Source organism: Streptomyces sp. NPDC059743, assembly GCF_042732975.1.
Lineage (GTDB): Bacteria > Actinomycetota > Actinomycetes > Streptomycetales > Streptomycetaceae > Streptomyces.
In genome coordinates, this window is sequence record NZ_JBHWGS010000028.1 from 42,491 (window position 1) to 59,420 (window position 16,930).

Annotated in this window: 13 protein-coding genes; 5 read left to right on the forward strand and 8 right to left on the reverse strand. The window is 69.8% G+C overall.

Going from position 1 to position 16,930, the window contains the following annotated elements:
* Positions 1-68: 68 nt before the first annotated feature.
* The gene (locus ACFV6H_RS35795) at positions 69-1,904 is read right to left on the reverse strand and encodes a phosphoenolpyruvate carboxykinase (GTP) (RefSeq protein ID WP_385550797.1); all 1,836 of its coding nucleotides are present in this window, start codon (positions 1,902-1,904) and stop codon (positions 69-71) included.
* Between the two features lie 324 nt (positions 1,905-2,228).
* On the opposite strand from ACFV6H_RS35795, the gene ACFV6H_RS35800 reads away from it, so the two are divergent.
* The 3 genes from ACFV6H_RS35800 to ACFV6H_RS35810 all read left to right on the forward strand — a co-directional run bounded on the left by ACFV6H_RS35800 (position 2,229) and on the right by ACFV6H_RS35810 (position 5,215).
* The gene (locus tag ACFV6H_RS35800) at positions 2,229-2,864 is read left to right on the forward strand and encodes a hemolysin III family protein (RefSeq protein ID WP_384982428.1); all 636 of its coding nucleotides are present in this window, start codon (positions 2,229-2,231) and stop codon (positions 2,862-2,864) included.
* A gap of 114 nt (positions 2,865-2,978) precedes the next feature.
* The gene (locus ACFV6H_RS35805) at positions 2,979-4,568 is read left to right on the forward strand and encodes an MFS transporter (RefSeq protein ID WP_385550799.1); all 1,590 of its coding nucleotides are present in this window, start codon (positions 2,979-2,981) and stop codon (positions 4,566-4,568) included.
* Between the two features lie 5 nt (positions 4,569-4,573).
* Positions 4,574-5,215, forward strand: a complete 642-nt coding sequence (locus ACFV6H_RS35810) for a TetR/AcrR family transcriptional regulator (protein WP_384982182.1) — start codon at positions 4,574-4,576, stop codon at positions 5,213-5,215.
* A 45-nt stretch (positions 5,216-5,260) separates the two neighbouring features.
* Here ACFV6H_RS35810 and ACFV6H_RS35815 read toward each other — a convergent pair whose 3' ends face one another.
* From ACFV6H_RS35815 to ACFV6H_RS35845, 7 genes are all read right to left on the reverse strand, one after another.
* On the reverse strand, positions 5,261-6,619 hold the full coding sequence (locus ACFV6H_RS35815) for an aldehyde dehydrogenase family protein (protein ID WP_385550802.1): 1,359 nt from the start codon (positions 6,617-6,619) through the stop codon (positions 5,261-5,263).
* 23 nt (positions 6,620-6,642) lie between these two features.
* A complete protein-coding gene (locus tag ACFV6H_RS35820) occupies positions 6,643-8,427 on the reverse strand; it encodes an asparagine synthetase B family protein (protein ID WP_385550804.1) in 1,785 nt (594 codons plus the stop codon).
* Positions 8,428-8,515: 88 nt separating this feature from the next.
* Positions 8,516-9,058: a hypothetical protein gene (locus ACFV6H_RS35825; RefSeq protein WP_385550806.1), complete on the reverse strand. Its 543-nt coding sequence runs from the start codon at positions 9,056-9,058 to the stop codon at positions 8,516-8,518.
* 32 nt (positions 9,059-9,090) lie between these two features.
* On the reverse strand, positions 9,091-10,056 hold the full coding sequence (locus ACFV6H_RS35830) for a hypothetical protein (RefSeq protein ID WP_385550808.1): 966 nt from the start codon (positions 10,054-10,056) through the stop codon (positions 9,091-9,093).
* The gene (locus ACFV6H_RS35835) at positions 10,053-11,108 is read right to left on the reverse strand and encodes a hypothetical protein (RefSeq protein ID WP_385550810.1); all 1,056 of its coding nucleotides are present in this window, start codon (positions 11,106-11,108) and stop codon (positions 10,053-10,055) included. The genes ACFV6H_RS35830 and ACFV6H_RS35835 overlap by 4 nt, the downstream gene beginning before the upstream one ends.
* Positions 11,105-11,842, reverse strand: coding sequence for a cupin domain-containing protein (locus ACFV6H_RS35840; RefSeq protein WP_385550812.1), 738 nt, complete (start codon positions 11,840-11,842; stop codon positions 11,105-11,107). The genes ACFV6H_RS35835 and ACFV6H_RS35840 overlap by 4 nt, the downstream gene beginning before the upstream one ends.
* 226 nt (positions 11,843-12,068) lie before the next feature.
* On the reverse strand, positions 12,069-15,116 hold the full coding sequence (locus tag ACFV6H_RS35845; RefSeq protein WP_385550814.1) for an ADP-ribosyltransferase: 3,048 nt from the start codon (positions 15,114-15,116) through the stop codon (positions 12,069-12,071).
* 634 nt (positions 15,117-15,750) lie between these two features.
* On the opposite strand from ACFV6H_RS35845, the gene ACFV6H_RS35850 reads away from it, so the two are divergent.
* Both ACFV6H_RS35850 and ACFV6H_RS35855 read left to right on the forward strand, forming a co-directional pair.
* Complete coding sequence (locus ACFV6H_RS35850) at positions 15,751-16,338, forward strand: hypothetical protein (protein WP_385550816.1); 588 nt, start codon at positions 15,751-15,753, stop codon at positions 16,336-16,338.
* On the forward strand, positions 16,335-16,901 hold the full coding sequence (locus tag ACFV6H_RS35855) for a signal peptidase I (RefSeq protein WP_385550818.1): 567 nt from the start codon (positions 16,335-16,337) through the stop codon (positions 16,899-16,901). Before ACFV6H_RS35850 ends, ACFV6H_RS35855 begins: the two co-directional genes overlap by 4 nt.
* Positions 16,902-16,930: the final 29 nt, after the last annotated feature.

Below are 16,930 nucleotides of genomic sequence, written 5' to 3' on the forward strand. Positions count from 1 at the left end.
GAAAATGAGCGAAACGGACGGCACCGGGCCGGTCCCGAAAGACGAGACCGGCCCAGTGGTACGTCGTGTCAGCGGAGGCGTTCCACCAGCGCGTGGTACTCGTCCCACAGCTCCTTCGGCGCGTGGTCGCCGAAGGTGTTGAGGTGTCCGGGCACGAGCGCCGCCTCCTCGCGCCAGACCTCCTTGTCGACCGAGAGCAGGAAGTCCAGCTCGGCCCCGGAGAGCGCCAGACCGTCCGTGTCCAGGGCCTCCTTGGTCGGCAGGACACCGATCGGCGTCTCGACGCCCTCGGCCCTGCCCTCCAGCCGCTCCACGATCCACTTCAGTACACGGCTGTTCTCGCCGAAGCCCGGCCAGACGAACCTGCCGGACTCGTCCTTGCGGAACCAGTTCACGTAGTAGATCTTCGGCAGCTGCGCCTCCTGGCCGCGGGCCGCCGCGTCGGCGCCGACCTTGACCCAGTGCCCCATGTAGTCGCCCATGTTGTAGCCGCAGAACGGCAGCATGGCGAACGGATCCCGGCGCAGTTCGCCGACCTTGCCTTCGGCAGCCGCCGTTTTCTCGGAGGCGACGTTGGCTCCGAGGAAGACGCCGTGCTGCCAGTCGAAGGACTCGGTGACCAGCGGTACGGCGGAGGCACGACGACCGCCGAAGAGTATCGCCGAGATCGGGACGCCCTTGGGGTCCTCCCACTCGGGCGCGATGATCGGGCACTGCCCGGCCGGCACGGTGAAGCGGGCGTTGGGATGCGCGGCGGGCGTGGCGGACTCCGGTGTCCAGTCCTCGCCCTTCCAGTCGGTGAGATGCGCGGGCGCCTCCTCCGTCATGCCCTCCCACCAGACGTCGCCGTCGTCGGTGAGCGCCACATTGGTGAAGACCGAGTTGCCCCACAAGGTCTTCATCGCGTTGGCGTTGGTGTGCTCGCCCGTGCCCGGCGCGACTCCGAAGAAGCCCGCCTCGGGATTGATCGCGTAGAGCCGGCCGTCCTCGCCGAACCGCATCCACGCGATGTCGTCGCCGATCGTCTCCACGGTCCAGCCGGAGACGGTCGGTTCGAGCATGGCGAGGTTCGTCTTGCCGCACGCGGACGGGAAGGCCGCGGCCACGTACTTCGACTGGCCCTGCGGAGGCGTGAGTTTGAGGATCAGCATGTGCTCGGCGAGCCAGCCCTCGTCACGCGCCATCACGGACGCGATACGCAGCGCGTAGCACTTCTTGCCGAGCAGCGCGTTGCCGCCGTAGCCGGAGCCGTACGACCAGATCTCGCGGGACTCCGGGAAGTGCGAGATGTACTTGGTCGTGTTGCAGGGCCACGGCACATCGGCCTCGCCCTCGGCCAGCGGCGCGCCCAGCGTGTGGACGGCCTTGACGAAGAAGCCGTCGACGCCCAGTTCGTCCAGGACCGCCTGTCCCATCCGCGTCATGGTGCGCATGGAGGCCGCGACATACGCGGAGTCGGTGATCTCGACACCGATCGCGGAGAGCGACGAGCCCAGCGGGCCCATGCAGAACGGCACCACGTACATCGTCCTGCCGCGCATCGCACCGCGGAAGACGCCCTGGTCGCCCGTGAAGATCTCCCGCATCTCGGCGGGCGCCTTCCAGTGGTTGGTCGGCCCCGCGTCCTCCTCCTTCTCGGAGCAGATGAACGTACGGTCCTCGACGCGTGCCACATCGGACGGGTCGGAGGCCGCGTAGTACGAGTTGGGCCGCTTGATCGGGTCGAGCTTCACAAAGGTGCCCTTGGCTACGAGCTCCCCGCACAGGCGCTCGTACTCGCTCTCGGACCCGTCGCACCAGACCACCCTGTCCGGCTGCGTGATTGCTGCTATCTCGTCGACCCAGGAGATCAGCTCCTGGTGGTGGGTGGGGGCGGTTTGGGGAGCCGCGATATCGCGCGCCACGATTGCTCCTTGATGAGGGATTTTGAGGTTGTGCCCCTTGGGGGCTGCGACCCGGACGCTTCGTAGCCGCTCATCCGGTGCCGACCGCACTCATATGATCATCCGCCGCTGCCGCCCATCTGTCCAGAGGACCGCCCACGTGAGCATCGCCACTCATGCGACATGACCAAGAGGTTATTTGTGCTCGAACGCTACCTACGCTCCCGTAGGTAGCATGAACTCATGACTCCTGCCTCGCCCGAGCCACTCGCCAACCCCCAGTCACAGGAAGGGGGAAGGACCGCGAGCCGAGGTGGCCCGGAAGCCGTGCCCGAGCTGTTGAGCATGGTCAAGCCGAGGCTGCGCGGCTGGCTGCACGCGGGAATGTTTCCCGCGGTACTGGTCGCGGGAGTGACACTCATCGTCACCACCGAGTCACTCCGCGCGAGAGTCGCGTGCGGGATCTACGTACTGACCGCCTGCCTGCTCTTCGGCGTCAGCGCCATATACCACCGAGGCACCTGGGGACCGCGCGGCGAGGCCGTACTGCGCCGGCTCGACCACGCCAATATCTTCCTGATCATCGCGGGCACCTATACGCCGCTGACCATGCTGCTGCTGCCCGACACGACGGGCCGGACGCTGCTGTGGGCGGTCTGGGCCGCGGCGGCGGCGGGCATCGCCTTCCGGGTGTTCTGGGTCGGCGCGCCACGCTGGCTCTACACGCCCTGCTACATCGCGATGGGCTGGGCCGCGGTCTTCTATCTGCCGGACTTCCTGCGCACCGGCGGGATCGCGGTGCTCGTCCTGGTGGTCGTCGGCGGACTGCTCTACAGCGCGGGCGGTGTGATCTACGGACTCAAGCGCCCCAATCCGTCACCGCGCTGGTTCGGCTTCCACGAGGTGTTCCACTCGTTCACGCTGGCCGCGTTCGTCGTGCACTTCGTCGGTATCTCACTGGTGGCCTACCAGCACTCCTGAGCCTAGGCCGCGAGCCTCGGCCGCTCCCGCCGCCCACATCTCCCATAGAGCTTGACGTCCGCTTCCTTTTGAGAGTTACTGTCACTTGACACTAACTCTCAAAGGAGGGCTGCCATGGGCCGCCGTTGGTGGGCGCTCGGCGCCCTCGTCGCGAGCATGCTCGTGCTCGGATTCGATCTGACGATCCTCAATGTGGCGCTGCCGACGATGGCGGAGGAGCTCGGCGCCACCACCGGTCAGCAGCAGTGGATGGCCGACGCCTATGTCGTGGTCTTCGCCGCGCTGATGCTGCCCGCCGGACTGCTCGGCGACCGCTTCGGCCGCCGCCGGATGCTCATCACCGGTCTCGGTCTCTTCTTGGCCGGCTCGCTCATGGGCGCGCTGGTCAGCAGCGTCGAACTGGTCATCGCCGCCCGCGCCGCGATGGGTGTCGGCGGCGCGCTGGTGATGCCGCTCGCCCTCGCCGTACTGCCCTCGCTCTTCGGCGATCCCAAGGACCGCACCAAGGCCGTCGGCATCATCTCCGCCGCCTCCGCGCTGGGCATCCCGCTCGGCCCGATCATCGGCGGCTGGCTGCTCGAACACTTCTGGTGGGGCTCGATCTTCGTGGTCAACATCCCGATGGCCGCCCTCGGGATCCTCGCCTGTCTCCTTCTGCTGCCCGAGACCAGCGACCCGTCCTCGCCCAAGGTCGACGCCGTCTCCACCGCGCTCACCGCACTCGGGCTCGGCGCGCTGATCTACGGGATCATCGAGGCGCCGGGCCGCGGCTGGGGCAGCCCGCTGGTCGTCGCCGCACTGGCCGCCGGAGCCGTCCTGCTCACCGCGCTCGTCCTGCGGGAACGCCGGCCGGCCAGGCCCATGCTCGATCTCGTCCTGCTGCGCGAGCGCGGCTTTCTGCTCAACACCGTGGCCGCGACGCTGGTGATGTTCGTGATGTCGGGCCTGCTGTTCCTGCTGCCCGTCCATCTCCAGGCCGTGCTGGGCTACGGCGCGCTCGGGACCGGCGTACGGATGCTGCCGATGATGGGCGGGCTGATGGTCGCCGCCCGAGGCAGCGGGCCGCTCCTGCGGCGGTTCGGACCGCGCGCGGTGATCGGCGCGGGCCTAGTCGTACTCGCCTTCGCGGCGCTGCTCGGCAGCCGTACCACCGTGGACAGCGGTTACGGATTCACCGCGCTGTGGCTGTCGGTGGCCGGTCTGGGCTTCGGCTTCGCGGTCGTGCCCGCGATGGACGGAGCGATCGCCGCCCTGCCGGCCGACCGTGCGGGCAGCGGCTCCGGGCTGCTGATGACCGTACGGCAGATGGGCAGCGCGGTCGGGATCGCCCTGCTGGGCTCGCTGCTCGCCGCCGCGTACGCGTCCAGGCTGGACACCTCGGGACTGCCCGCAGCCGCCGCCGATACGGCCGGTGACTCCGTGGTCGCCGCGCATACCGTCGCCGACCGGCTGGACGTTCCCGGGCTCGCGGCCTCGGCGGACGCCGCGTACATCCACGGTATGAACCTCGCGCTGCTGGTCTGCGGTGTCGCGGCGCTGGTCTCCGCGCTGCTGGTGGTGACGCTCCTGCCGGAAGCCGGGCGGGAGAAGGGCCGAAGCGCAGAGGAGCCGGAGGAGGCGGAGGCGGAGAAGGAGCGGGAGGCGGCCGGGCAGACAACAGGTGACGCGGGCGTGGCCCCGGCGCCCGCCGATGCCGGACAATAGGAGTCATGGCCGCCACTTCTCACAGCTCTCTCGCCTCTCCCGCCTCCCTCTCGGAACACCAGCCCCCGATGGGCCTGCGCGAGCGCAAGAAGCTCAAGACCAGGATCGCGATCCGCCGGGCGACCTACGCGCTGATCGCCGAGCACGGGTACGAGGCGACAACCATCGAGCAGATCGCGGAGGCGGCCGAGGTCTCGCCCTCGACCGTCTTCCGCTACTTCCCGACGAAGGAAGACATCGTCCTCACCGACGAGTACGACCCGGTCATGGCGGCGCTGCTGCGCTCCCGGCCGGCCGGTGAACCTCCGCTGGAGTCCATCCGGTTCATCCTGGACGAGGCGACGCGCGCCATGATGAGCACCGGCTACGACGAGGTGATCCAGCGCACCAAGCTGATGGTCGAAGTCCCGGCCGTCCGGGCCAGGATGACCGAGACCATGTCGTCGACGGCCAAGCTGCTCACCGATGCGCTGGTGGAACGCACCGGAAGGGACGCGGACGACTTCGAGGTGCGGATCTTCGTCGCCGCCGTGCTGGGCGCCCTGCGCGAGATCACTCTCTACTGGGGAGAGCGCGGCAACCAGGACGATCTGCCCGCCCTGATCCACCGCGCCCTGGACAGCCTGGCGGCCGGTCTGCGGCTGTGACGGGCATGACGACGGTGTGACGGGCCGCGCTCGGTCAAGCAGGACCTACCGCAGCCGCGCCGTGATCGTCTTCGGGCGCTGGTACTCGTGCAGCGCCAGCGTGCTCAGGTCCGTACCGTGGCCCGAGGAGCCACGGCCGCCGTGCGGAAGCTCCGCCGTCTGTACGAGATGGCAGTTGAGCCAGGCCTCGCCCGCGTTCAGCCGTCCGGCGAGGTCCAGTCCCGTCGGCAGATCACGTGTCCAGACACTCGCGGCGAGCGCCTGCGGCACACCGTTCGCCAGGGCGAGCGCGTCCTCGACCGTGTCCGCCGCCTGGACGGTGAGCAGCGGGCCGAAGACCTCCTCCACCACTGCGGGATCGTCGTCGGGCAGATCGGCGAGCACACGCGCCGGCCGCCAGAAGCCGCCCTCCTCGCCTTCCACCAGGGCCAGTTCGCCGGTCGCGGTCACCTTCGCGGCGGAGGCGCCGACGATACGGTCGTAACGCGCCGCCTGGTCCGCGTTGTTGAGCGGACCGAAGTCCCGGCCCGCGCGGCGCTCGCGCATCGCGTCGGAGAGCAGGGCGACGGCGGACTCGTAGTTCTCGCGGAGCGTGATCACGCGCGCGGGCACGGCGCAGCTCTGGCCGGCGTTGTACGTGGTCGCGGCGGCCAGCTCCGTCCAGGTGTCCTCGGGCGCGTCGGGCAGCACGACGACCGGGCTGTTGCCGCCCAGTTCCAGGCTGACGCGCCGGGTGCCCGCCCGCGCCGTCACATCGGCTCCGGCGAGCGCGCTCCCGGTGAAGGCCACCATGTCCACCTCTGACGCCACCAGCAGCCGGCCGGTCTCCCGGTCGCCCGGCACCGTCTGTACGACCGACTCGCCGAGCGCCTCGCGCGCGTGCTCGGCGAGCAGGATCAGCGAGTCGGGCGTGGTCTCGGCGGGCTTGACCACCACCGTGTTCCCGGCGGCGAGCGCGGGCGCACACCGCCAAGTGGCCATCATCAGCGGGTAGTTCCATGGCACGACCACACCGACGACACCGAGCGGCTCCCAGCGCACCCAGCTCTCATGGCCCGCGACAAAGCTTCCTGCGGCCGGCGTCGCCTGCGTACGCGCCGCCCAGGCGTAGAAGCGGAAGAGATCCGCCGCCTGCTCCACCTCGCCGGCCGCCTCCTCGGCGGGCTTGCCCGTACCGGCCCGCTCCAGCTCGGCGTACTCGTCCGCGTGCTCCTCGATCAGCCCGGCGAGACGGTCGAGCCGCCGTGACCGTTCCCTCGGAGTCAGCGCCCGCCAGCCGGTGAAGGCCCGGCGTGCCGCGCCGGCCACAAGGGCGACATGCTCCTCCCGGGCGACGGGAAAGTCACCGCGTATCCGTCCGGTACGGGGGTCGGTGAGGGCGAGCGTGTGCAAGGGAGCCTCCATCAGCAAATTTCGTAGGCGCGCGATCAGCGGATGTCGTAGGCGCGCAGCCACAGTTCCAAGGTGAGTACGAGCCACAGCTTGCCGCCCTGTCTCGGCAGCAGCGCGCCCTCGCCGCGCATCCACGCGCGTACGGTGTCCTGCCGGAAGAGCCCTCGGGCGCGTGCCTCGCGGCCCAGCAGCAGATCGCCCGCCAGCTCGCGCAGCGGTCCGCCGAGCCACTGCTGGACCGGTACGCGCATCCCGCTCTTGGGCCGGTCCACGACCGTGCCGGGCAGCAGATCCCGTACGGCCTCCTTCAGCACCCACTTCTCCACCGCGCCGTTCAGCTTCCAGCGAGGCGGAGTGGCGAAGGCATGGTCCACCACACGGCGGTCGAAGAGCGGCGCGCGGCCCTGGAGCGACTGCGAGGCGGTGAGCCGTTCGACCTTGGTGAGGATGTGATGGGCGCCCTTGGTCCGCAGATTGCAGTGCAGGAGCTGGTTGAGGAGATGGTCCATCCGGCCCTCGCGCGCCTCGGGCCGCAGATACGGAGTGACGAAGCGCTCGGGCCGTGGCGCGGTGGCGAGGGCGTCGAGCGTGTCCGGTGTGAGCAGTTCGGGAAGATCGGTGTAGCACTTGCGGTACGAGCGGAGATACGTGGTCTCACGCGCGGCCCTGCCCGGGTCGCCGGTCGCCTCCGCGACATCGTCACGGTGCATCTCATGCACCAGCATGGGCAGATTCTTCGGCCCGCCGAACACCGGATCGCCGCCCTCGCCGTTGAGCACGACCCGTAGCCCGTCACCCGCCACGGCCTCGGCGAGCATCAGATTGGGCACGGTCAGCGGATCGCCCACCGGGCTGTCGAGCAGCGCGGCGGCCTCCGCGAGCCGGGCGGCCACGGCGTCCCCGGACACCGTGAGCACCCGGTGGCGGGTGTGGCAGTGTGCGGCGACCAGGCCCGAGTAGCCCAGCTCATTGGGGAGTTCGTCGCCGAAGCTGATGGAGTACGTGTGCACGGGATGGGCGTGCAGCTTGGCGGCGAGCGCGGTCACCAGCGAGCTGTCGACACCGCCGGAGAGCAGGACGCCCACGGCCTCGGCCTCCGGCAGCCGGCGCGCGGTGGCCTCCTCCAGCAGTTCGCGCAGCCGTAGCGCGTAACTCGCGGACGAGGCACCGTCGTTCTCGATCCCGTCGTTCTCGATCAGCTCCTGCGGCTCCCAGTAGTGCTCCTCCGCCAGACTCCCGTCCGCCGCCAGCCGCAGACACCGGCCCGGCAGCACTTCGCGTACTCCCCGCAGGAGTGTTTCCTCGCCCGGGAGATAGGCGAAGGTCAGGAAGGAGCGTACGGCGGCCAGTTCGAGGCCGGTGCCGAGCGCGGGCCAGCGGCGCAGGGCCCGCAGCGAGGTGGACGCGGCCCAGCAGTCGGCGGCGCGGGCGTAGAAGAGAGTACGGGCGCCGACATGGTCGCGGATCAGGACCAGTGCGCCGTCCTCGTGCACGGCGAGCGCGAACATGCCTTCCGCCGCGCGGATCCCGGCCGTACCGAGCCGCGCCCAGCAGCGCAGCAGCAGCTCTCCGTCGGCGCAGTCGGGCGGAGCGGGCGCGCCGGCCGTGGCGAGGGCGGCGAGCAGTTCGGGCCGGTTGTGGAGAGTGACCTCACCGACGGCGGTACGGCCGTACGCGGTGAACGGGCCGGTGGCATGGCCCGGTTCGTCCTCGATCAGCGCCAGCGCGGGCCCTTCGGGACGTACGGAGGCGCCCGTCGCCGCCAGTTGGTCCCTGGCGTGCCCGGGATCCGCCGCCAGGAAGGCGCTGAACCGCGCCATGGTCACGCTCCTTGTGCCTTGTGCCTAGTGCTTTGCGCCTTGTGCCTCGTGCCTCGTGCCTCGTGGGATACGGCTTGTCCGCTGCCACTCAGCCGAAGTCGTCGTCGCTCCAGCTTCCGCCGTCGTCGGAGTTCCAGCTGTCCCCGGAGTCCCAGTCTCCGCCATCGCCGCCGTCACCGCCGGTGTCGCCGCCACCGCCGTCGCCGCCGCCGGAGGAGGAGCTGCTCTGGGCCTGCTGCCGCAGCTCTTCCTCCTCCTCGGGGCTGAGGCTCACCGGCGGATACTGCGCGGCCGTGACGGCGAGCGTCGCCAGACCGAGTCCGCCCAGCAGGACACCCATGCGCCCGCCGAACGAGGTCCTGTTGACCAGGACCGTTCCGTCCTGGCCCCAGACCGTACGGCCGTAGCCGATGTCCCGGCCGTACACGACACGGCCGTCCGCGAACTGCCGTTTGACGATCCGCTGTCCGAGCAGCTCGTCGGTGCCGGAGGCGCCCAGGTTGTCGTGCCAGCGCACGGTCGTACCGCTCTCGCGCCGGCGCCACTCCTCGCGCCCGTCCTCGTACCGCCGGTGGACGCTCCGGTCGGCGAGCAGCTCATCTCTGTACGGAATTTCGCGTGGCCGGTTCATCGCCTCTTGTCCTTATATCTCCGGGCCGGTTCTTATACGGCGGACCGGTCCGTCGGCCAGGTCATGAAACCGGCCGTACGCAGCTCGCGCAGACCGGTCCACAGGGAGTGGCTGGGCATTCTCGGTCCGCGTACCACGCGCAGGACCGTACGCAGCAGCCGCGCCGGAGGGACGGACTCCACCTCGGCGAAGCGTCCTCCGGCGAGCCAGTCGCGCTCGCGCGGTTCGAGCGCGGACGGCAGTGCCTGCGCGTCGTCGTGGGCGTCGTCCGGCCCGGTCGCTGGCCCAGGCCCCGGCGCCGGGCCGTGCGGTGAGACCAGGTGCAGAGCGGCGGCGTGCCGAGGTACGAGGCCCATCGAGGCGACCCGTACACCGGGACCGCCGGCAGCACCGGCCACAGCAGCGACATCGGCGCGCACTCGCGCGGTGAGGGCGATCCCGGCGGTGCTCGCGTCGTGCAGGACATGGACGGTGGCGCCGTCCACCCGGCCGAGCCCGGCGACAAGCCGTGGATCGAGCGGCAGACCGTCGGCGGCGAGCACCGGACAGGCGCCCTCCAGATGGATGTCGTTGGCGAGCAGCATCCGGGCCACGGAGCGGCTCTGGCAGACGAGCAGCCTGGGCAGCCCGTAGTCGTAGAGGTCGGGCTCCTCGGGCTGAGCCGATGGCTCGGGCTGTACCGGTGGCTGCGGCTCTGCCCGTACGGTACGGGCCTCCGGCACAGGCCCCAGCAGCCCGGGCACCTCGCCGTACCGCCGCAGCGCCTCCTCGAACCGCTCGTACCGTACGGGCGGCGCCGGAGTGAGCGGGATCCGGCGCGGCACGGTGTGCAGCGGGCGCAGGACACGGCACATCTCGTAGTAGAGCTGGCGCTCGGTGAACCGGATACGCGCCGGCGCGCCCGCGCGGGCCACCGCCGTGGCGAGCGCGCGGTCGAGGAGCCGGTCGCCGATGCCCGTGGCGACACGTGAGGTCCCCGTGGCGGCACGTGGGGTCATCGGGCGGCCTCGCCGCCGGACCCGCCGGGCCAGGTCAGAAAGCCGAGGGCCTCGGCCCGGCGCCGGACGGGATCCGCCTCGTTCATGGTGGCGACCCGGTGGGCGGTTCTGGTGACGGCCTCGATGAGCCTGGCGGGCCGTACACCGATCAGCGGGACGGTCCATCCCTTGGCCAGCCAGTCCAGCTCGTCCTTGGTCAGCGTGGAGCTCTCGGCCAGCCACGCGATGAGGTCCCGCGCGGGCCTGGCGACTCGTACCGTCGGCGCGTCCTTCACATTCATCACCGCGCGCGGCGGCAGCCCGGCGTCGATCACTCTGCGGCCGGGCAGTTCCTCCCGTGTCCGTACGACCAGCCGGCAGCCGGCCGCGCTCGCGTCGTGCAGGACGAGAACGGGCAGCATGTCGGGCAGTTGACGGCTCTCGGCGGCGAGGGCGATTCCGTACCGCTCCGGGATGTCGTTGGCGGCCAGGAAGGTGAGCACGGCCGGCTCCGGGCAGAGCAGCGCGATCCGCGCGCCCTCCGGGCGGTTGGCGCCCGCGCCCTGGCGTGGCGCGGCGTCCACGACTCCCTGCGGGAGCGAGTGGTACTGCTGCTTCCAGTCGGTCAGCAGGGCGCTGCGGAAAGCCTTCATCCTGGTGTCCGTCGGCCTGCGCCTGCCGCGTCTCAGATTGGAGACCACCGTCACGACGACGAAGAAGAGGATCGCGATGCCGAGGAAGGTGGTGAAGCTCGCGTTGTCGTCGGCGATCGAGCCGATGGCGAGCAGACCGACACCGACCGGTACGCCGATCGCCATGCAGCCGATGGCCGCCGCGATCCCGCTCTCGGAGCTCTTCCGGTTCTTGCGCAGCGCGGCGGCCCCGAGCTGGTCGAGAGTGATCTTCAGCTGCCCGCCGTCGGTGAGCTTCGAGGTGAGACGGTGGATCCGTATGTCGCTCAGCCCGAGCGAGTTGGTCTTGGGATCCAGGGCGAACCGGCGATGGCACTTGGAGCAGGTGCGGTCGGTCCGCTCCTTGTAGAGCAGGTTCTGGTTGCAGTGCGGACAGATCATCGCGGGGCCTCCAGCGCGGACGCGAACCGGCGCAGCCCGGCGGCGAGCCGCTCCCGCGCGGTGGTGGTGCCGACGCCGCGGAGCCGCTGGGCGCGTTCGATGTCGCGCAGCGCGGCGGCGAGGAGCCCGAAGTCGGTGCCGATCCTGGCGACGGTGCCGACGCTGCGGCGGCTGCTGCGTACGACATCGTCCGTGGCGCGGCGCTCGGCCTCGTCCGCGGTGATGGCGTAGTCCTCGTGGTCGATGCCGAAGCCGGTGTTGGCGGCGAGGATGTTCAGCGGCCTGGTGCCCCGGTTGGCGAAGGAGTGCGGCATCATCTCGGGGATACGGATCATCCCGCCGGGTACGAGCGGGATCTCGGTGACCCGGCCGCGCGGCGCGTCCCACAGTCCGCAGGAGGCGTGGCCGAGGCTGAGTACGAAGTGCTCACCGCCGTGGGCGTGCGGAGTGAACGCGCTGCGCGGCCCGACGACACCGAGCTTGACGGTCGCGTTGGACGGCCGCTCGGGCGAGGTCCGCGCGTCACCGACGAGATAGTGGGCGAACTGCCCGTCGTCGATGAACGGCAGAAACTCCTCACGCGGCCCCAGCTCCCGCGCTCCGTCGCGGTCGGCGAAGAGCACACTGCCCTCGGAGCCGAGCTGGAACAGCTCCACTCCGTACGGCAGTTCACGCGCGAGCCGCGCCATACCCCGTAGCCCCGCCCTGCCGGACCCGAACTCCACGCCGGACATCGACGCCCCCCATCGCGCTGTCGACCACGATCGCATGGTAAGCCGGTGTCCGGGAACACATGGCACGGATGGCACAAATGGCAGACGAGATCACGATGAACGAAGCGCGTCCGTGACCGGTTTCCGTGCGAGGCGGGGGACGGCGGGCGTCGGCCTTGTGCGGTGGGCCTGTGCGTCGGCCCCGTGCGGTGACCGGCTGGTCGCCGCACAGGGCCGGGCACATGGGTCAGCCCGTCTGCTTCAGGACGATGACCTTGTACTCCTTGCCGTCGATGATGGTCGTCTCCGTACCGGTCTGCGTGAACTTGCCGTCACGCGGGATGAGGACCTCCGACTCCCTGCCCCGGTAACGGGACAGCGGGTCGATATTGCGGCCGTTGTCCGTCTCGATGCGGACGAGCACCGACTCGCCCTGCCGGCCGTTGCTCTTCGCGTTGGCGGCGGCGCGCTGGGCCTTGTTGATGTCGGTGGACGTGCTGAGGTACTCGGGCATGGTGATCTCTTCACCGGCGGCGTACTTGTCGAGTATGTCCTGCGGCATGAACGTGCCTCGGTAGACGGTCGCGCTGACCGGCGGCAGATGCTCCAGGGCACGGTCCATCTTCTCGATGAACTCCGGGACCTTGCCGGCACGGCTGCCGGAGACCGGCTGGCCGCGCAGGTACATGTTCGCGTCATTGGCCCAGGGGCCGGTGTAGTCGGCGATGATGAGCGCGTCCTCGGCGGTGAAGTCCTTGGTCAGCGGGTTCTCGCGAGCGATTCGCTCGACCTCCTCCGACCACTCTTTGCGTCCGTCCTTCCCCGGGCGGTACGGCGGGATGTCGTCCAGCACGTGGAACGGGTCCATCGGCTGGTTGGCGTCGGGATCGGAGCAACTTCCCCCCAAGCTGGGGTCACCCGGGTTGTCCTGGTCCACGGTGGGGTCGCCCGGGTTGTCCCCGCCCACGTTCGGGTTCAACTGGTCCTGATCGTTGCCAAGGGCTTGCTGGACCGCGTCCTCCGCCTCTTGGTACGTACCGAAACCGGAGAGGGAGGCCGCGGACAACGCCTGCATCGCGGCTTGGGCGGAAGCGCCGCTCCCGGGGTTGTCGGCTGCGAGCAGGACGCCGGTGCCTGTACGTGCAGCCGTGGCCGTACGCGTACTCGTACCGACCTCGGCAGAAGCGAGCGCGAAGTGCGCAGTGCCGGTTGCGCCTGTGGTCAGGCTGCCGGAGAAGGAGACCGGTGAGCCGGCGGAAACAGCACCGCCGAGAGGAGCGAGGGCGCCGTCATCGCACTTGTCCTTCTCGTCCTCGCTCTCGTCCTCGTCCTTGTCGTCTTTGTCTTTGTCGTCGTCCTTGCCGCCATCGCTGCCACCGGTCGTGGGCTTCTCCGTGCAGACCTGGGTGTAGCCCCAAGGCGCCATGACCGGATTGCACTCGGTCACGGTTTCGTCCTTGTCCTTGTCCTTGTCCTTGTCCTTGTCCTTGTCCTTGTCCTTGTCCTTGTCTTCGTCGTCCTTGTCCTTGTCGTCGTCCTTGCCGCCGCTGTTACTGCCACCGGTCGTGGCGGGCTTCTCCGTGCAGACCTGGGTGTAGCCCCAAGGGGCCATGACCGGGTTGCACTCGGTCACGGTCTCGGTACCGCCACTCGACCCACCGCTGTCCGAACCACCACTGCTGGAGCCACCACCGGAGCTACCGCCGCTGGACCCGCCGCTGCCGCTGGAGCCGCCACTGCTGGAGCCACCACCGCTGCTACCACCGCTGGAACCGCCACTGCCACTGGACCCGCCGCTGCTGCTCCCACCGCCGCTGGATCCCCCTCCGCTGGACCCACCGCCGTTCGAGCCACCGCCGCTGGAACCGCCGCTGCCGCTGGAGCCACCGCTACTGGAGCCGCCACCGTCCGAACCGCCGCCGTCCGAACCGCCATTGCTGGAGCCGCCACTGCTGGAACCACCGCCGTCCGAACCGCCGCCGCTGGACCCACCACTATTCGAACCGCCGCCATTGCTGGAACCGCCGTTCGAACTGCCTCCGTTGGACCCGCCGCCGTTCGAGCCACCGCCGCTGGATCCACCGCCAATGACGGCTCCGCCTACGACGCCGCCGTCGTCATCATCGTCATCGGACCCGCCGTTGGAACCACCGTTGCTGGAGCCGCCGTTGGAGCCACCTCCATCGGAGCCGCCGCCGTCAGAACCGCCGCCCGAGTCGCCGCCACCGTTGCTGCCACCACCGTTGTCGCCACCACCACCGTTGTCGCCGCCGCTTCCGCCCGTACCGCCGTTGGACCCGCCGCCGTCGGAACCACCGCCATTGGTCCCGCCGTTGGAGCCCCCGCCGTCTGAACCACCGCCGTCCGAGCCGCCGTTGCCCGACGTACCGCCCGAATCGCCACCGCCGTCGGTGCCACCACCGGTGCTGCCCCCGTCGTCGCCACCACCCGTGGTGCTGCCCCCGTCAGCGCCGCCGCCATCGGCGCCACCGCCGTTGTCGCCGCCGTTGTCGCCGCCCGAACCGCCCGTCGTACCGCCACCGTTGTCACCGCCGCCGGAACCACCCGTACCACCCGTACCGCCCGTAGCCCCGCCCGTACCACCACCGGCCGTGTCGCCGCCACCGCCACCGCCGTCCCCCACCACCTGCGTCTCGCAGGAGCCGCCGAGGATCCGGCAGACCGCGGCCTCAAGGCCGCCGGCGATCTGGGGTCCCACGCCACCGAGAAGGAGTGCGCCGATGATGAGGGCGACCAAGCCGATCAGACCGACGTACTCGACCGTCGTCTGGCCACGGTGCCGGCGCCACTTGATCAAGTGCTGAAGCGAGGGGATCGCACGCCGACGGAACCGCTCGCGCGTAAGGCGCGGCTTCACGGCCCGCAGTTCCGCGGGGAGTTCGAACCAGGCGCGGCTACCGCTGATCAGCACCAGCAGAGCGCCGGGCAGCACCATCTGGCTGAGCCCGCGCTCCGAACCTCCGTACAGATTGATGACGCTCCCGGCCAGCAGCCACACCTGGAGACCGACCAGCCCGAACCAGACCAATCTCCCACCGGTCCACAGGCGCTGCGCCAGGACCACACCCGCGATGCCCGGCGCCACCGCGTACAGCGCCAGTAGGAGGAGCGTCGGCGTGACATGCTCGCCCAGGTCCAGCAGCGAGGTCAGCATGCCGGCGCCGCCCAGCAGCGTAAGGGCGAACATCAGATACAGCAGGGCCCGCGCCAGAATCAGGGACCGGGGCAACTCCCGGCGACCGTCGGGCAGCGGCGCGACAGCCTGGAACGTCAAGGCCCCTGGGTCGGACATAGGAAACCCTTCCACCACACAGCTCCAGACGTCCCGCCGACGGCGTCCAGCCGCGGCACCTGCGTCGCGTCAGCCTAGGTACGGGCGAGGCCCAACCCATAGGGCCCACAGACCCACTCCGGGGCCCAACCGAGGTCGAATCCGGCAACGTAATCCCGGTAATCCCGGTCCATGTGCGCCGGATGCTCGGCCCGCTGAGCGTGAGGAATCCGGGCAGACCTGGAGGCAATTCATCGAACGTAATTCCGATTTCAGATTCACCCCTCGGGTGGCGTGTCAGGGGTATATGGCCAGTCACGCGTGGAACGCCGCAGGCGAGCGGGGAGTGGTCGGCGATCAGCGGTCAGCGGCGTCGGCCATTTTGAGCGGTGCTGGTTGGCCGACGTGGACTGCGTTACGCCGTTCGGCCGACAGCGGTCGCTGGTGGTCATCAGCCGCGATGTCATGACAGTGCGACCCGCACTCAAAGCGGATGTGCGGCCTTGTGGTGGGTTTCGCACCTCAGGGAATCGAGCCTCCAGCAGACCCGGATTGCGACACGGAGCGGCGGCACCACCGCAGGAGAGACCGAGGAGACAATATGTTGCAAAAGCGACGAAATTGAACGGAGTGGGCAATGGCGCGTCCCTGGCTGAACGTGCTGGCACAGGTGGCGCCCGTTCCGCTCGGGTTACTGCTCAGCGGCGCCCTGGTCTGGGGTGCCACCAACGCCGACTGGAGTGGGACCAGCAGCAACAGCGGCAACAAGTGGACCTCCAGCGCGCTGGGGCTGGCCAACGACAGCAAGGTGCCCATGTTCGACGTCGACGACATGCACCCTGGCGACACAGGCTCCAACTGCATCAGGATCGCGTCGAACGCCGACTTTCCCACCGCGCTCAAGCTGTTCAGCAACTCACCGAACTGGCCCAGCAACTTTCAATCCTTCATCAACCTCAAAATCGACGTAGGCAGCGGCGGCATCTCCGGAAACTGCAACGGCTTCACTCCGCACACGTCTGCGTTCGACGGCACCCTGGACCAGTTCGTTGCCCTATACACCGACTTCCGCACCGGCCTGGGTCCCTGGACCCTGCCCGGCAAGCCGCCCAACTCGTTGAGCTTCCGCTTCGCGTGGCAGTTCAGCCCGAGAGCACCCGACAGCGCGCAAAGCACGGACACCAACGAGGTGACCTTCACCTGGGAAGCTCGGGAACACGAGTGACTCTCCCGAGCGACCTGGCCACCGGCGCGCTCCGCCGGCCCACGGCCAAGGGCGCCCCGCACCCGGTCCGCGTGGTCACCTCGGTCATCTCACGTACCGTGCTCGGCTCGATGGCCGGGCTGCTGGTGTGGACGCATGTGCCCGTGGTGGTGCTGGGCTGGACGGCGGGCGTGGTGCAGTCCGGCTCCATGCGTCCCGCCATCGCGCCGGGCGACGTCGTTCTCTACCAGCCACCACCGCGCGACCGCACACCGGCGGTGGGCCAGATCGTGCTGGCCGAGGACCCCACCCGACCCGGCCGTCTGCTCACCCATCGGGTCCACCAGGTACTTCCCAACAACGACCTGATCACCAAAGGTGACGCCAACTCCACACCGGACTCCGCACCGGTACGGCCCGCGGCACTCAAAGGCGTAGCCCGATTGCGCGTGCCCTGGATCGGACTACCGGTCCAGCTCTGGCGCGCCAAGCAGCCCGTGCCCGAGGCGATCATGCTGCTCGGACTCACCATCCTGCTCGCGCTCGCCGCTCTGCCACTGCACAGCCGCAGCCAGCACAAGTAGCCCCGGTGGCGGATCCTCACCAAGGTCCA

What these genes read in the sequence shown, in the direction of transcription:
- ACFV6H_RS35835 (WP_385550810.1), bottom strand. Translation starts at nt 11,108, where the DNA reads ATGATCTGTCCGCACTGCAACCAGAACCTGCTCTACAAGGAGCGGACC.
- ACFV6H_RS35825 (WP_385550806.1), bottom strand. Translation starts at nt 9,058, where the DNA reads ATGAACCGGCCACGCGAAATTCCGTACAGAGATGAGCTGCTCGCCGAC.
- ACFV6H_RS35810 (WP_384982182.1), top strand. Translation starts at nt 4,574, where the DNA reads ATGGCCGCCACTTCTCACAGCTCTCTCGCCTCTCCCGCCTCCCTCTCG.
- ACFV6H_RS35820 (WP_385550804.1), bottom strand. Translation starts at nt 8,427, where the DNA reads ATGGCGCGGTTCAGCGCCTTCCTGGCGGCGGATCCCGGGCACGCCAGG.
- ACFV6H_RS35805 (WP_385550799.1), top strand. Translation starts at nt 2,979, where the DNA reads ATGGGCCGCCGTTGGTGGGCGCTCGGCGCCCTCGTCGCGAGCATGCTC.
- ACFV6H_RS35840 (WP_385550812.1), bottom strand. Translation starts at nt 11,842, where the DNA reads ATGTCCGGCGTGGAGTTCGGGTCCGGCAGGGCGGGGCTACGGGGTATG.
- ACFV6H_RS35800 (WP_384982428.1), top strand. Translation starts at nt 2,229, where the DNA reads ATGGTCAAGCCGAGGCTGCGCGGCTGGCTGCACGCGGGAATGTTTCCC.
- ACFV6H_RS35850 (WP_385550816.1), top strand. Translation starts at nt 15,751, where the DNA reads ATGGCGCGTCCCTGGCTGAACGTGCTGGCACAGGTGGCGCCCGTTCCG.
- ACFV6H_RS35830 (WP_385550808.1), bottom strand. Translation starts at nt 10,056, where the DNA reads ATGACCCCACGTGCCGCCACGGGGACCTCACGTGTCGCCACGGGCATC.
- ACFV6H_RS35815 (WP_385550802.1), bottom strand. Translation starts at nt 6,619, where the DNA reads ATGGAGGCTCCCTTGCACACGCTCGCCCTCACCGACCCCCGTACCGGA.